Source organism: Nocardioides mangrovicus (assembly GCF_003674065.1).
GTDB classification, from domain to species: domain Bacteria; phylum Actinomycetota; class Actinomycetes; order Propionibacteriales; family Nocardioidaceae; genus Marmoricola; species Marmoricola mangrovicus.
The window spans coordinates 109,984-124,859 of the sequence record NZ_RDBE01000006.1; the positions used below are offsets into that span (position 1 = coordinate 109,984).

Sequence of the window (14,876 nt, forward strand, 5' to 3'; positions counted from 1 at the left end):
CGACCGGGCCCGGGACGGGCGGGCGACCCAATCTCTGCACCGGTGGCTGGGTCAGTTCACCGACACGTGCACGTGGTCGAAGTGGTTCGCCGTGGCCGAGCCGCGGTTCGGCATCGAGCGCCACCCCTCCGAGGCGCGCACCGGGGTCCAGATGTGCTGGCGCCAGATGACGTCGAAGAGGCCGAGCTCGGCGGCGTGGGCCTTGAGGAACTCCGCGATCTGGTACCCCACCTCGACGCTGGGGTGCATGATGTCGATCGCCTTGCCGCTTGCGTGCTCGCCGTGGGCGTCCCAGCCGCCGTACGAGGTGATCATCGGGAACGCGTGGCACACCGCCCGGTAGACGCGGACCGCACCGTCGGTCAGGCCGTGCTCGACCGAGGAGTCCGGGCAGGGGGCATCGGAGAGCGGCAGGTCGGCAGGATCGGTGGGCCGCTGGTCGGAGAGGTACTGGGCGGTCACCCAGCGCCGCTGCCCCTTCCAGCTGACCTCGGCGTACGCGCCGCGCACCAGGCCGGTGGCGATGAGCTTCGTGCCGCTGCTGATCTCCTCGGCGACCTGCGCGTCGGAGGCGGGGGTGAGGCGCACGTCGAGGCTGTCGGTGGTGAAGCGGACCAGCCGTTGCCTGGCCTGCCGGCCCTCGCGGGCGACGGCGACGACGCGGACGGCCGACCGGGAGAGCGAGGAGGTCCGCGCCTGGGACGACTGGGCCGCCCGGGTCGTCTGCACCGGGTCGGAGGCCGGTGAGGCGACGGTGCTGTGGACGTCGGCGGCCGCGAGCTCGCCGGACAGGGACCCGGCGTTGGCCAGGCCGACGCCGACGACCCCGACCGTGAGAGCGGGAGCGGTGACGGCCGCTGCGCGCAGCGCGGGGTTCTTCGCGGTCAGCGGCGAGAGCCGTCGCGCCGGGCGCACCGCGCGATGTCGGGCGGCCGCATGTCGACCCGTGGGCACCAGATCGATCCTCGTCGTCGGGGGCTGATGGACCCCGCTACCGTCCCCAAGGCCACCGCCTTGGTCAAGTTTCCGCGCCGGATCGCCCCGATTTGCCCGCTCATCGCGTGAGCCGGATCACCCGCCGGAGGTCTCCGAGGCGTCCTCCACGAGCTCGCAGCCGGTGCCGTCGGTGTCCGCCAGCCAGCCCTCCGGCAGGGCGACGCCGTGGCGCGGGCTGCCCTGGCGACCGCGCGGAGCACCCAGCTCGGAGACCGGGAACGGCTCCGCTGGGTCGAGGTCGGCCAGCAGCAGGTCCAGCGTCGCGAGGGAGTCGACCAGGCCGAGCGAGCGCCGCAGCTCACCGCCGGCCCGGAAGCCCTTGAGGTACCAGACCACGTGCTTGCGGAACTCCTTGCAGCCGCGCTCCTCCCCCATGTGCCGGCACAGCAGCTCGGCGTGGCGCCGCATCATGGCCGTCACCTCGCCGAGCGTGGGCAGCGCGGTGCGCTGCTGGCCGTGGGAGGAGGGGCCCCCGAACGCGGCGGCCAGGTCGCGGAAGAGCCACGGCCGGCCCAGGCAGCCCCGACCCACCACGACGCCGGCGGCGCCGGTCTGCTCGACCATCCGCAGCGCGTCGGCGGCCTCCCAGATGTCGCCGTTGCCGAGCACCGGGATGTCGACGTGCTCGACCAGCGCCGCGATCGAGTCCCAGTCGGCCTCGCCGGAGTAGCCCTGCACCGCGGTGCGACCGTGCAGCGCGATCGCGGCCGCGCCGGACTCCTGCGCGATGCGGCCGGCGTCGAGGTAGGTGAGGTGGTCGTCGTCGATGCCCTTGCGCGTCTTCATCGTCACCGGCACGCCGTGGCGCTCGCCGGCGGCCACCGCCGCCTCGAGGATGCGGGCCAGCAGGGTGCGCTTCCAGGGCAGCGCCGCGCCGCCGCCCTTGCGGGTCACCTTGGGTACCGGGCAGCCGAAGTTGAGGTCGACGTGCGCGACGCCGTACTCGCTGCAGAGGATCTCGGTGGCGCGGCCGACGTAGCCGGGGTCGGTGCCGTAGAGCTGCACCGAGCGGACGGTCTCGGACTCGTCGAAGGCCAGCATCGCCCGCGTCGTCGCGTCGCCCTCGACCAGGCCGCGGCTGGTGATCATCTCGCAGACGTAGAGGCCTGCGCCTTGCTCGGCGCACAGCGTCCGGTAGGCGGCGTTGGTGATGCCCGCCATCGGCGCCAGCACGACGGGCACGTCGACGTGCAGCGGCCCGAGCTGCAGGCCGCGCTCGAGCGTGACGGTCACCGGACTCCTACCTCCTCAGCGCTACTTCTTCTGCGGGCGAGGCGGCTCGACCTGCCCCGTCCAGGTCACCGCGACGTCGCCGGCGGCGGTGCGGTTGGTCAACGCCACCAGTGTCGCACCCTGCGGGACCAGGAACAGCAGGCACGTGTGCAGGCTCGCGCCGCGGGCGAAGGGCTGCGGCAGCGGCGTCGAGCGGCACTTGGCGAACGGCTGCGCGAAGGACGACGCACCGACCACGGCGCCGGCGGTGGTGGTCGCCCACAGTGGCACCGGCGAGCCGCCGACGTCGCCGGAGCCGTCGTTGGCGACGTCGACGCGCACGTAGTACGGCGTCGAGGCCTTCGCCTGGTCGTCGAGCGCGTACGCCGCCAGGTCGCTCACCCGGCCGGTGCGGGCGACGGTGACGGCGAGCCGCAGCGTCGTGGCCCGCTTCGCGTTGGGCCGGAACGAGACCTCCGCGCTCTGCCCGAAGGACAGCTTCTGCCCCTGCCCCTGCCCCTGGGCCGCGGCGCTGGCGGTCAGCGAGGGCGGCACGATGCCGGAGTTGGAGGCGTTCGGGGCGGGGGCGTCGGCGCCGCCTCCGGTGCTGCTGCACCCGGTGACCAGCGCCGCGAGAACCACCAGCACCGGGTAGCGGACCATCAGCAGCCGATCAGCCGCTGGGCGAGCCAGCCCTGCACCTGGTCCAGCGCCACCCGCTCCTGGGTCATGGCGTCGCGCTCGCGGACGGTGACCGCCTGGTCCTCGAGGGTGTCGAAGTCGACGGTGATGCAGAACGGCGTGCCGATCTCGTCCTGGCGGCGGTAGCGCCGGCCGATGGCGCCGGAGTCGTCGAACTCGATGTTCCAGTTGGCGCGCAGCACCTGCGCGAGGTCCTTGGCCTTCGGGGTCAGGTCGGCGTTGCGAGAGAGGGGCAGCACCGCGGCCTTCACCGGCGCCAGCCGCGGGTCCAGGCGCAGCACGGTGCGCTTGTCGACGCCGCCCTTGGTGTTGGGCGCCTCGTCCTCGGTCCAGGCGTCGATGAGGAAGGCCATGAGACTGCGGGTCAGCCCGGCCGCCGGCTCGATGACGTAGGGCATGTAGCGCTCGTCGGCGGCCTGGTCGAAGTAGGAGAGATCCTGGCCGGAGAACGTGGAGTGCTGGGTGAGGTCGTAGTCGGTGCGGTTCGCGATGCCCTCGAGCTCCTCGAAGTCACGACCGGAGAACCCGAAGCGGTACTCGATGTCGACGGTCCGCTTGGAGTAGTGCGACAGCTTCTCCTTCGGGTGCTCGTAGTGGCGCAGGTTCTCGGGGTCGATGCCGAGGTCCGTGTACCAGCGGGTGCGCTCGTCGATCCAGTACTGGTGGAGCTCCTCGTCCTCGCCGGGCTTGACGAAGTACTCCATCTCCATCTGCTCGAACTCGCGCGTGCGGAAGATGAAGTTGCCCGGCGTGATCTCGTTGCGGAAGCTCTTGCCGATCTGGGCGATGCCGAACGGCGGCTTCTTCCGCGTCGCGGTGACGACGTTCTGGAAGTCCAAGAAGATGCCCTGCGCGGTCTCGGGGCGCAGGTAGTAGACCGACGACTCGTCCTCGACGACGCCGAGGAAGGTCTTGAGCATCATCTGGAAGTTGCGCGACTCCGTCCAAGCGCCGCGGACGCCGCAGTTGGGGCACACGACGTCCTTCATGTCGACGGTGTCGGGGTCGCCGATGCCCTTCTTCTGCGCGTAGTCCTCCTGCAGGTGGTCCTCGCGGTAGCGCTTGTGGCAGTTCTGACACTCGGTGAGCGGGTCGGTGAAGGTCTCCAGGTGGCCCGAGGCCTCCCAGGTGCGCGTGGGCAGGATGATCGAGGAGTCCAGGCCGACGACGTCCTCGCGCGCGGTGACCATGTAGCGCCACCACTGCCGCTTGATGTTCTCCTTCAGCTCCACGCCCAGCGGCCCGTAGTCCCAGGCGCTGCGGGTGCCGCCGTAGATCTCGCCCGCGGGAAACACGAACCCGCGCCGCTTGGCGAGGGAGACGACGTGGTCGAGGGCGGACGGCGGCTTCTTCGGCACTTCTGGGTACTCCTGTGGTCGGGAGTCGCTCAGCCTAGTTGGCCGGTCGAGCCCGGAGCACATCCGTTCCCGGACCCGTCGGCCGGTCGGCGGTCTGCTCGCGCACCGCGGTGGAGGCGGCGACGATCCCGTCCTCGCTCACAGCTCCCGGGCGCCGGCGGTGTTGAGGGGCCCGTCGAGCGTCTCGTAGGCGCTCGGCTCGTCCAGCGCCCGACCCAGCAGCGGCACGGCCCGGAGCTTGACCTCGTAGGCACCGAGCGCACGCCGGTAGGAGCCGACGTCGGCCCAGACGGTCACCATCGTCCACAGCTCCGGCTCGTCGACGTTGCGCCCCAGGTGCGCCGACTCGAACCCGGGCCGCTCGGCCAGGGCGTCACGGGCGGTCTCCAGGTCGGCCCGGAACGCCTCGCCCTCGGGTTCGGGGACTCGGAAGCGGGTCACGACGAGCACGGGGGTCAGCGTAGGTCGCGGCGTCCCCGGGCTGCGCCAACCCCACACTTGCGAAGCAATTCCGGGGTGGCGCCCGATATATCACGCGCAAAACTGCGCAAGTGCGGGACTTTGGCGCGCACTAGGCTCCCCCCCGTGCCCCGCCGACCAACCCCTCACCCGTCGGGCGCACTCCCCCCGGACGTCCCGAAGAACCTGGTCCCGCGCCACGTCGCGATCATCATGGATGGCAACGGCCGCTGGGCGAAGACCCGCGGGCTGCCGCGCACCGAGGGGCACTCCCGCGGCGAGCAGTCGCTGTTCGACGTCGTCGAGGGGGCGATCGAGATCGGCGTGAAAGCGGTCTCGGCCTACGCGTTCTCCACGGAGAACTGGACCCGCTCGCCGGCCGAGGTCAAGTTCCTCATGGGTTTCAACCGCGACGTCATCCGTCGCCGCCGCGACGAGATGAACGAGATGGGCGTCCGGGTCCGGTGGGCCGGCCGGGCGCCGCGGCTGTGGCGCTCGGTGATCAAGGAGCTGCAGGTCGCCGAGGAGCTCACGCAGCGCAACGACGTCCTCACCCTCACCATGTGCGTGAACTACGGCGGCCGCGCCGAGCTGGCCGACGCCGCCGCCGCGATGGCGCGCGACGCCGTCGCCGGCCGCCTCGACCCCACACGCATCACCGAGAAGACCTTCGCCCGCTACCTCTACGTCCCCGAGATCGGCGACGCCGACATGATCTGGCGCACCTCTGGTGAGCAGCGGCTCTCCAACTTCATGCTCTGGGAGGCCGCGTACTCCGAGATGGTCTTCACCGACGTGCTCTGGCCCGACGTCGACCGTCGCGACCTGTGGCGCGCCATCGAGACCTACGCCGATCGCGACCGTCGGTACGGGTCGGCCTGAGGGATTGCTCGTAGGTTGTGAGGGTGATCACCCAACCGACCGGCACCCCGCTCTCCCGGCTCGCCGAGCAGGCCCAGGACCGCTTCGGCCAGGAGTCGACACTGGTCTTCGAGGGCGCCCGGCACACCAGCGCCCACACCGGGTCGCGGGCGCGGCGGTTCGCCTCCGGGCTCGCCGACCTCGGCGTCGGCCGCGGCGACCGGGTGGCGGTCTGCATGGCCAACTGCCCGGAGGTGCTGGAGACCTACCAGGCGGTGTGGCGGCTCGGTGCGGTGGTGACCCCGCTGCTGTTCCTGCTCAGCCGCGACGAGCTGCGCCACGCCCTGGTCGACTCCGGCGCGAAGGTCGTGGTCACCACCCACGAGTTCGAGGCCACGCTCGCCTCGGCCGTCGAGGATCTCGAGGTGCGGGTCGTGGTCGTCGGCGAGCAGTACGAGGCGCTGCTCACCGGCGACGAGGCCTCGCTGACCGACGTCGACTCCACCGACCTGGCCGCCCTGCTCTACACCGGCGGCACCACCGGGCGCGCCAAAGGCGTCATGATCAGCCACGACGCCCTCTCCGCTGCGGCGTGGGCGTCGGTCTCCTCCGGCGAGGTCGAGCCGATGGACGTCTCGTTGGTGCCACTGCCGCTGGCTCACGTCTACGGACTGATGGTCTGCACGATGGGTCTGCACGCCGTCCGGCCGGGCACCACGGTGCTGATGCGCTGGTTCGACCCGACCGCCTGGCTGGAGCTGGTGCAGCGCGAGCGGGTCGAGGCCTCCGCGCTGGTGCCGACGATGCTGCGGCTCATCGCCACGATGCCGGTCGGCGACTACGACCTGTCCTCGCTGCGCCGGGTCGGCAGCGGCAGCGCTCCCCTCCCGGCCGAGGTGGTCGCGCAGTGGGCGCGGCTGCTGCCCGGGGTCGAGATCGACGAGGGCTACGGCTGCTCCGAGACCACCGCCTCGGCCTCCTCGACGCCGTACGGGCAGGCCCGGGCGGGCAGCGTAGGACGTGCCGTGCCGCTGGCCGAGCTGCGCATCGAGCTGCCCGACGGCACCGACGCCGGCCCCGGCGTCGACGGGGAGATCTGCGTGCGCACGCCTGCGCTGATGAGCGGCTACTGGAACGACCCCGAGGCCACCGCCGTCGCGCTGCGCGACGGCTGGTTCCACACCGGCGACGTCGGCCACCTCGACGACGACGGCTACCTCTTCATCGTCGACCGCCTCAAGGACGTCATCATCCGCGGCGGCTTCAACGTCTACCCGCGCGACGTCGAGGAGGTGCTGGTGCAGCACCCGGCGGTGGCGGTCGCCGCCGTGGTCGGGCGGCCCGACGCCGAGCGCGGCGAGGAGGTCGTCGGCTACGTGGAGCTCCACGAGGGCGCCACCGCGACGTCGGAGGAGCTGGTCGCCTACGCGCGCGAGCATCTCTCGAAGGTGAAGTACCCCCGCGAGGTGCACGTGGTGGGCCGGATCCCGCTCACCAGCGTCGGCAAGCTCGACCGCAAGTCGCTGCGCAGCGGGTCAGCCGGGTAGCTCGAGCTGGGCGGCGAGCCGGCCGCCGTGCTCCTCGACCAGCCCGGTGCGCACGTAGCCGTGACGGGTGTAGAGGCGCTCGGCATCGGGGTTCGTCAGCATCGCGAACAGGTGCGGTCGCAGCCCCTGGTCCACCGCCCACGCGGTGACCGCGTCGAGCACCCGGCCGCCCAGTCCCTCCCCGCGTCGCTCGGGGCGGGTCCACATCGCCACCACCATCAGCCGGCCGGGCTCGTCGGCGAAGCCGCTGCCCATCGCCACCGGCTCGTCGCCGTCGAGGACCAGCGTGGCCGGCTCGTGGCAGAAGCCGCGCCAGCGCTGCTCGTCGTAGGCCTGCTCGCGGGCCAGTGTGCTGCCGAACGCGTCGGGGTCACCGGCCAGCGCCGCGAGGCGGATGCCGCGCCAGTGCGGCCAGTCCTCGGGTCCGATCATCCGCAGGTCCACCGGGCTATCGTCCTACGCCGTGAGCCTGGTATCCGAACGGATCGGGCAGCTGTTCGTCGACGGCTGCCGGCTGGAGTACACCGAGTACGGCGGCGCCCGCGGCGGAGACGACCGCTGGGTGGTGCTGCTCCACGGCCAGCTGATGACCCGTCGTATGCACCAGCCGCTCGCCCGGGCGCTGGCCGAGGCCGGCAACCACGTCGTCGCCCTGGACCTGCTCGGGCACGGCCGCTCCGACCGTCCCGACGACCCGCTGGTCTACTCGATGACCGCCTTCGGCGAGCAGGTGCTGGCGCTGCTGGACCACCTGGGCGCCGACGAGGCCGTCGTCGGGGGTACGTCGCTGGGTGCCAACGTCTCGCTCGAGGTCGCGGCGGCCGCGCCGGACCGGGTCCGCGCGCTGGTGCTGGAGATGCCGGTGCTCGACAACGCCCTCGACGCCTGCCTGGTCGCCTTCAGCCCGCTGATGTTCGCGGCGCGCTACCTGCCCCTCACCGTGTCGGCCGTCCGCCGGGTGACGCACGCGGTGCCCCGCGGCCTGGTGCCGTTCTGGGCGGGGATCGTGCTCGACACCCTCGGCCAGCGGCCCGGCCCGATGGCCGCGACGATGCACGGCCTGCTCTTCGGCCGGATCGCGCCGGGCGCCCGGATCCGGGAGTCGCTGGAGATGCCGGCGCTGGTCGTCGGCCACCCCCGCGACCCCATCCACCCGGCCGCCGACGCCGCCATGCTGGCCGAGGAGATGCCCAACGCCACCTTCGTCGAGGCGCGCAGCATCGTGGAGTGGGCGCTGCGCCCCGACCGGCTCACCGAGATCGCCGCGGCGTTCCTGGACGAGGTGTGGTCGGGCGACGCGCCGTCCCAGGCGCGCTCGGTGCGCTCCACCTAGGCGATGATCAAGGGGTGCCTCTCTACAGCGACGACGCGATCGTGCTCCGCACGCGCAAGCTGGCCGAGGCCGACCGCATCATCACGCTGCTCACCCGGCAGCACGGCGTGGTGCGGGCCGTGGCCAAGGGCGTGCGGCGGACGTCCTCGAAGTTCGGCTCGCGGCTGGAGCCGTTCACCCACGTCGACCTGCAGCTGGCCGTAGGCCGCAACCTCGACACCATCACCCAGGCCGTCACCCGCGACCCCTTCGGCGCCTCGATCAGCGCCGACTACGACACCTACACCGCCGCCTCGGTGATGCTCGAGACGGCCGAGCGGCTCGTGGCCGAGGAGCGCGAGCCGTCGGTGCAGCAGTACCTGCTGCTGGTGGGCGCGCTGCGCGCGATGGTCTCCGGCGAGCGCCGGCCCGCGGACGTCCTCGACTCGTTCCTGCTGCGATCGCTGGCCGTAGCCGGCTACGCCCCAACCTTCGCGGCCTGCGCCACCTGCGGGCTGGAGGGCCCGCACCGCTGGTTCAACCCCGCCCACGGTGGCGTGCTGTGCGCCGGCTGCCGGCTGCCGGGCTCGGCCTCTCCCGCCCCCGAGGCGATCACCCTCATGGGCGGCCTCCTCGCCGGCGACTGGGACCTCGTGGAGTCCCTCGGAGCCAGCCACGACCGCGCCCGCCGCGAGGCCGCCACGCTGGTCTCGGCGTACCTCTCGTGGCACCTGGAGCGGGGACTGCGCTCGATGGCCTACGTAGCCCGCTGAGGCGTCGCGTTCCCGCGCGTCTCGAGCCCCGAGGCGTCGCGTTCTCGCCCGTGCTAGGCACCGAGGCGTCGCGTCCGCTCGTACACGGCACGCCGCAGGGTGAGTCCGACGTTCTCGCGCGGGCCGAAGAGCTGCTCCCGACGGAAGACCAGCACGAGGTAGCCGAGGCGGTTGCGGATCCACGCCCGCCGCTGGGCGTCGTCCTCGGCGCGCTCGCCCGAGTGCCACTCCCACCCGTCGTACTCGGCGCCCAACCGGAGCCGGCTCACCCCGAGATCCAAGAAGAACGAGGAGCCGCGTGGTCCGGGCACCTCGAGCTGGAGCTCCGGCACCGGGAGGTCCGAGCACTCCAGCCACCGCAGGTGCAGCACCGACTCCGGCGGTGACTGCACCCGGGCGTCCACCAGCGGCAGCAGCTCGCGCAGCTGCCGAACTCCGCGGAAGCCGGCGAACCGCCGCACCTCGCCGAGTGCCTCGTCCTGGTCCACGCCGACCCGCAGCATCTGGCCCATCGCGGCGAAAGCCTGGTCGCGGTGGAGCAGCCGCCCGAGGTCGAGCGCGGTCCGCAGCGGCGTGGTGACGCGCAAACCCATGAGCTCGACGACGTCGCTGTCGGGCATGAGGCGCTGCCCGCTGGCCGTGAGGTCGTTGCGCAGCCGGCCGCCGCGACGCCGCTGGAAGGCCGAGACGGTCGGTGCCTTGAGGTGGTCGTTCGGAGCGAGGACCATCTCGGCACCGTGGAGCCAGCCCGCGGTGCGGTCGGTGACGACCGCGTCGTCGGGCACGACCAGCCGCACCGCCGCGCACCGCAGCGCGAGCGAGTCCTCGACGTCGGCCCTCACGTAGACGCCCTTCACGAGCCGACGCAGCGAGCCCGCCATCAGCAGCCGGGTGACGTGCCGGTCGCCCATCCCCACCTGCGCGACCTGCTCCGCCGTGAACGGAGCGTCGTCGGGCAGGTAGGCCAGGCGGGCGTGCAGGTCGTCGAGGGTGAGTGCACGGTGCATGCGCCGAGCCTCACCCGACCGGGCCGCTGGCGCAGGTCGTCATCCACAGGTGCGCGGATGCGACGCCTCGCCACCCAGCACGCGCGAGGACACGACGCCTCGCGCGTGCTGACGCGCGGAGATGTGACGCCTCAGCGGGCCCGGTTGATCGAGGAGATGACCGCCTTGAGCGAGGCGGTGACGATGTTGGGGTCCACGCCGACGCCCCAGAGCACCTCCTCGGCGCCCCCCGAGGGCACGGTGAGCTCCACGTACGCCGCCGCCTGGGCGTCGCCGCCCGCGGAGAGGGCGTGCTCGGCGTAGTCGAGGAGCCGGATGTCGAACCGCGGGTCGCCGAGGTCGGCCAGGGCGTTGATGAACGCGTTGATGGGGCCGTTGCCGGTGCCCTCGAGCCGGCGCAGCTCGCCGTCGACGTAGATGCCCACGGTGAGCGCGTCCTTGCCGCCCGAGGTGGACGAGGTATGCACCGAGTCGAGCTTGAGCGGCGTCTCGCGGTCGAGGTACTCGGCGGTGAAGGCCGACCAGATCTGGTCGGCCGACATCTCGCCGCCCTCGCCGTCGGTCTGTCGCTGCACGGCCCCGGAGAACTCGATCTGCAGCCGACGCGGCAGATCGAGCTTGTGCTCGGTCTTGATCAGGTAGGCCACGCCGCCCTTGCCGGACTGGCTGTTGACCCGGATGACGGCCTCGTAGGTGCGGCCGACGTCGCGCGGGTCGATGGGCAGGTACGGCGCCTCCCACGGGTGCTCGGCCACCGGGTGGCCGGCCTCCTCGGCCTCGGCCTCGAGCGCCTCCAGGCCCTTCTTGATGGCGTCCTGGTGGGAGCCGGAGAACGCCGTGTAGACCAGGTCGCCGGCGTAGGGGTGGCGCGGGTGCACCGGCAGCTGGGTGCAGTACTCCACCGTGCGGCGGATCTCGTCGATGTCGGAGACGTCGATCATCGGCTCGACCCCCTGGCTGAACAGGTTCATCGCCAGCGTCACCAGGTCGACGTTGCCGGTGCGCTCGCCGTGGCCGAACAGGCAGCCCTCGACGCGGTCGGCGCCGGCCATCAGCGCCAGCTCGGTGGCGGCGACACCGGTGCCGCGGTCGTTGTGCGGGTGGAGGCTGACGACGGTGTCCTCGCGCCGCGTGAGCTGGCGGCAGAACCACTCGATCTGGTCGGCGTAGACGTTGGGCGTGGCCATCTCGACGGTGGCGGGCAGGTTGAGGATGATCTCGCGGCCGTCGCCCGGCTGCCAGACGTCGGAGACCGCCTCGCACACCTCGACCGAGAACGGCAGCTCGGTGCCGGTGAAGATCTCCGGGCTGTACTCGTAGCCGATGACGGTCTTGTCCAGCCAGCTCTCGGCGTGCTTCATCACCAGCTCGGTGCCGCGGACGGCGATGTCCTTGATCTCGTCCTTGCCCGCGTGGAAGACGACGCGGCGAAACAGCGGCGCCAGCGCGTTGTACATGTGGATGTTGGCGTGGTGGACGCCGACCAGCGACTGCACGGTGCGCTCGATGAGGTCCTCACGGGCCTGGGTGAGCACCGAGATGGTGACGTCCTCGGGCACCTTGTCGGACTCGATCAGCGCGCGGACGAAGGCGAAGTCGGTCTCCGAGGCCGAGGGGAACCCGACCTCGATCTCCTTGTAGCCCATCCGCACGAGCAGCTCGAACATGCGCATCTTGCGGGCCGGGCTCATCGGGTCGATGAGGGCCTGGTTGCCGTCGCGCAGGTCGGTGGAGAGCCACCGCGGCGCCTGGGTGATGGTCCGCGAGGGCCAGGTGCGATCAGGCAGGTCGATCGGCGGGAACGGACGGTAGCGGTGCACCGGCATCCCGCCGGGACGCTGGGTGTTGACGTGGCGCTGGTTCTGCAGGGTCATCGGATGGTCCTTCGCTGGCGCTGGGATCCGGAGGCGGCACGGAACTCCGCAGCGAGGGGTCCGGAGTGGTCAGACCTCGCTGCGGCAGCGAAGGAGGAGCAGGCGCGCCATGGTGGTCCCACGGTAGCGCACCCGTCTCACACCAGGGACCCCACCAGGGCGAGGTTGAGCGCGATGACCAGCGCCGCGCAGGCCCCGCCGACGACGGTGGTGAGCCGTCGGTTCACCAGTGCGCCCATCAGGTCGCGGCGGCGGGTGAACAGCACCAGGGGCACCAGCGCGAACGGGATGCCCAGCGACAGCACGCCCTGGGAGGCGACGAGCGCCTTGGTCGGGTCGACGCCGACGGCGAGCACCACCAGCGCCGGAGCCAGGGAGACCAGCCGCCGCAGCACCAGCGGCAGCCGACGGCGCAAGAACCCCTCCATCACCAGCTGGCCCGAGAGCGTGCCGACGCTGGAGGCGGCGAACCCCGAGGCCAGCAGGGCGACGGCGAACAGCACCGCCGCCGGTCGCCCGGCCACCTCGCCCAGCGCCGCGTGCGCGGCCTCGATGGTGTCGCCGTGGCCGCGCAGCATGCTCGCCGCGACCACGAGCATCGCCAGGTTCACCAGGCCCGCCAGCGTCATCGCGACGACGACGTCGACGCGCTGGCCGCGAAGCAGGAAACGGCGACGCGGCTCGCTGGCGCCCACGGCGCGCTCGGCGGTCAGCCCGGAGTGCAGGTAGATGGCGTGCGGCATCACGGTGGCGCCCAGCATGGCGCTGGCCAGCACCACCGAGGCCGCTCCGTCGAACCTCGGCACGCTGCCGCCGACCAGCGCGCCGACGTCGGGCCGGCCGAGGACCAGGTCGTAGGCGAAGCCCACGAGGATCACGCCCAGCATGCCGGTGACGGCGATCTCGAACGGCCGGTGACCGCGGTTCTTGAGCAGCAGCAGCGCGAACGCGACGCCGGCGGTGATCAGTCCGCCGGTCAGCAGCGGCAGGCCGAACAGCAGCCGGAGCGCCAGCGCGCCGCCCACCACCTCGGCCACGTCGGTGGCGATCGCCACGAGCTCGGCCTGCAGCCACAGCCCGCCGACCACCCGACGAGGCAGGTGCTCGCGGCACAGCGCGGGCAGGCTCAGGCCCGTGGCCAGGCCGGCCTTGGCCGAGAGGTACTGGATCAGCATCGCCATCACGTTGGCGACCACCACCACCCACACCAGCAGGTAGCCGAAGCGCCCCCCGGCGGCGACGTTGGTCGCGACGTTGCCCGGGTCGACGTAGGCGATCGCGGCGACGAAGGCCGGCCCCAGCGCCGGCAGCGAGCGGCGCAGCCACCACCGCAGTCGCCACAGGCGGCCGGGCCGTTGCTGGTACATGGGCGACCTCGCGGAGGGCGGAGGGGAGAAAAAGAGCGGTCCACCGCACGCTAAACGCGAAAGGAATACCTGCGCAAGAGGGGGAAGATCGTGGCCTTATGAGTGTGCGGTTGTGATTCGGAGCACTTCATTTCTTGGATTGGCGACGACTTTTATTTTATTTGTTTGAACCCTTTCCCCTCGGACGCATCGGGCCTAGGTTCGGTTCCCAGACGCCAAGCTCAGTTGGCGATTCGGTGTTGTCACCGTCCCGCGCTAGGACGTCGGAACCGCGATCCGCATCCCCGACGTGCTGGCGAGTGACGGCGTAAACGGCCGAGGTATGACTCTAGCGAAATGGGAGAAGAGATGTTCGGAAAATCCGTCGTGCGCGACATGATCAACCGCAGCGCCGAGAACGAGACCGACCGGCGCGTGTTCCTCAAGGCGGCCGGTGTGGCCGGCCTGGGCACCCTGGGTGCCGGCTCGCTGGGCGCGCTCGGCGCCTCGCCTGCCGAGGCCGCCACCCCCACCGAGAGCGCGGTGCTCAACTTCGCGCTCAACCTGGAGTACCTGGAGGCCGAGTTCTACCACCGCGCGGCCTACGGTCGGGGCCTGGACAGCTCGCTGATCGGCGGCACCGGCACGCTGGGAAGCGTCTCGGGCGGTCGCAAGGTCCACTTCGCCACCAAGCGGCTCCGTTCGGTGGCCCAGGAGATCGCCGGCGATGAGACCCACCACGTCGCCTTCCTGCGCCAGAACCTCGGCTCGGCGGCGGTCTCGCGGCCGAAGATCGACCTGTACCACTCCTTCACCGCCGCGGCCCGTGCCGCCGGGCTGATCAAGAAGCACCAGCGGTTCGACCCCTTCGCCAACGAGAACAACTTCTTGCTGGCCGCCTTCATCTTCGAGGACGTCGGGGTCACGGCCTACAAGGGCGCGGCGCCGCTGATCGGCAACTCGGCCTACCTCGAGGCGGCCGCCGGCATCCTGGCCGTGGAGGCCTACCACGCCGGCATCATCCGCGAGAAGCTCTACGACCGCGGTCTGGGCTACGCCGCCGACAAGATCAGCCGGGCGCGCGACTCCCTCGACGGCACCACGGACCTGGACCAGGGTCCCGCCAAGCGCGGCTACCGCGCCAACCTGGTGCCCACCGACGCCAACGGCGTGGCGTTCAGCCGCTCGCCGCAGCAGGTGCTCAACGTGGTTTACCTCAACCCGGCCGCCACCACCAGCGGTGGTTTCTACCCCAGCGGCGTCAACGGTGTGGTCAACACCAGCGGCGCGAACGGTTGATCGCGATGGACCTGATCCTGACCGAGGTCGGCACCGTCCTCGCCTCGTTGCTGCTGGTGATGGTCGTCGCCCGGGCGGCCTGGCTCCTGGCCACCCAGGCGCCGCGAGCCTGATCCTCCGACGCCCGGTC

The 14,876-nt window shown here is 71.8% G+C and carries 14 protein-coding genes; 5 read left to right on the forward strand and 9 right to left on the reverse strand.

Annotated elements, in window-relative coordinates; translation table 11 throughout:
- Window positions 1-51: 51 nt before the first annotated feature.
- The 5 genes from D9V37_RS06410 to D9V37_RS06430 form a co-directional block, all read right to left on the reverse strand.
- Window positions 52-954, reverse strand: coding sequence for an SH3 domain-containing protein (locus tag D9V37_RS06410; RefSeq protein WP_147455878.1), 903 nt, complete (start codon window positions 952-954; stop codon window positions 52-54).
- 117 nt (window positions 955-1,071) lie between these two features.
- The gene (gene dusB / locus D9V37_RS06415; RefSeq protein ID WP_121805320.1) at window positions 1,072-2,229 is read right to left on the reverse strand and encodes a tRNA dihydrouridine synthase DusB; all 1,158 of its coding nucleotides are present in this window, start codon (window positions 2,227-2,229) and stop codon (window positions 1,072-1,074) included.
- 21 nt (window positions 2,230-2,250) lie between these two features.
- On the reverse strand, window positions 2,251-2,871 hold the full coding sequence (locus D9V37_RS06420; RefSeq protein ID WP_121805321.1) for a hypothetical protein: 621 nt from the start codon (window positions 2,869-2,871) through the stop codon (window positions 2,251-2,253).
- Entirely contained in the window at window positions 2,871-4,268 is a 1,398-nt protein-coding gene (locus D9V37_RS06425) for a glycine--tRNA ligase (protein WP_232524786.1), read from the reverse strand. The genes D9V37_RS06420 and D9V37_RS06425 overlap by 1 nt, the downstream gene beginning before the upstream one ends.
- A 138-nt stretch (window positions 4,269-4,406) precedes the next feature.
- Window positions 4,407-4,718, reverse strand: coding sequence for an antibiotic biosynthesis monooxygenase family protein (locus D9V37_RS06430; RefSeq protein WP_121805323.1), 312 nt, complete (start codon window positions 4,716-4,718; stop codon window positions 4,407-4,409).
- Between the two features lie 111 nt (window positions 4,719-4,829).
- On the opposite strand from D9V37_RS06430, the gene D9V37_RS06435 reads away from it, so the two are divergent.
- Together D9V37_RS06435 and D9V37_RS06440 are read left to right on the forward strand one after the other, a co-directional pair.
- Window positions 4,830-5,609 carry an isoprenyl transferase gene (locus D9V37_RS06435; RefSeq protein ID WP_198412420.1) on the forward strand — a complete coding sequence of 260 codons (780 nt, stop codon included), beginning with the start codon at window positions 4,830-4,832 and terminating at the stop codon, window positions 5,607-5,609.
- A 23-nt stretch (window positions 5,610-5,632) separates the two neighbouring features.
- On the forward strand, window positions 5,633-7,135 hold the full coding sequence (locus D9V37_RS06440) for a class I adenylate-forming enzyme family protein (RefSeq protein ID WP_121805325.1): 1,503 nt from the start codon (window positions 5,633-5,635) through the stop codon (window positions 7,133-7,135).
- On the opposite strand, the gene D9V37_RS06445 is transcribed toward D9V37_RS06440, so the two are convergent.
- Window positions 7,124-7,579, reverse strand: a complete 456-nt coding sequence (locus tag D9V37_RS06445) for a GNAT family N-acetyltransferase (protein WP_147455879.1) — start codon at window positions 7,577-7,579, stop codon at window positions 7,124-7,126. The genes D9V37_RS06440 and D9V37_RS06445 overlap by 12 nt on opposite strands.
- A gap of 19 nt (window positions 7,580-7,598) precedes the next feature.
- Between D9V37_RS06445 and D9V37_RS06450 the strand changes: the two genes are divergently transcribed.
- The gene (locus tag D9V37_RS06450; RefSeq protein ID WP_232524787.1) at window positions 7,599-8,468 is read left to right on the forward strand and encodes an alpha/beta fold hydrolase; all 870 of its coding nucleotides are present in this window, start codon (window positions 7,599-7,601) and stop codon (window positions 8,466-8,468) included.
- Between the two features lie 14 nt (window positions 8,469-8,482).
- Complete coding sequence (gene recO / locus D9V37_RS06455) at window positions 8,483-9,220, forward strand: DNA repair protein RecO (protein WP_121805327.1); 738 nt, start codon at window positions 8,483-8,485, stop codon at window positions 9,218-9,220.
- A gap of 53 nt (window positions 9,221-9,273) precedes the next feature.
- On the opposite strand, the gene D9V37_RS06460 is transcribed toward recO, so the two are convergent.
- The 3 genes from D9V37_RS06460 to D9V37_RS06470 form a co-directional block, all read right to left on the reverse strand.
- Window positions 9,274-10,227: a PDDEXK family nuclease gene (locus D9V37_RS06460; RefSeq protein WP_121805328.1), complete on the reverse strand. Its 954-nt coding sequence runs from the start codon at window positions 10,225-10,227 to the stop codon at window positions 9,274-9,276.
- Window positions 10,228-10,358: 131 nt separating this feature from the next.
- Window positions 10,359-12,101, reverse strand: a complete 1,743-nt coding sequence (leuA, locus tag D9V37_RS06465; RefSeq protein WP_121805329.1) for a 2-isopropylmalate synthase — start codon at window positions 12,099-12,101, stop codon at window positions 10,359-10,361.
- A gap of 137 nt (window positions 12,102-12,238) precedes the next feature.
- The gene (locus D9V37_RS06470) at window positions 12,239-13,468 is read right to left on the reverse strand and encodes an Nramp family divalent metal transporter (RefSeq protein ID WP_121805330.1); all 1,230 of its coding nucleotides are present in this window, start codon (window positions 13,466-13,468) and stop codon (window positions 12,239-12,241) included.
- Between the two features lie 348 nt (window positions 13,469-13,816).
- Here D9V37_RS06470 and D9V37_RS06475 point away from each other — a divergent pair, with 348 nt between their 5' ends.
- Complete coding sequence (locus D9V37_RS06475; protein WP_121805331.1) at window positions 13,817-14,746, forward strand: ferritin-like domain-containing protein; 930 nt, start codon at window positions 13,817-13,819, stop codon at window positions 14,744-14,746.
- Window positions 14,747-14,876: the final 130 nt, after the last annotated feature.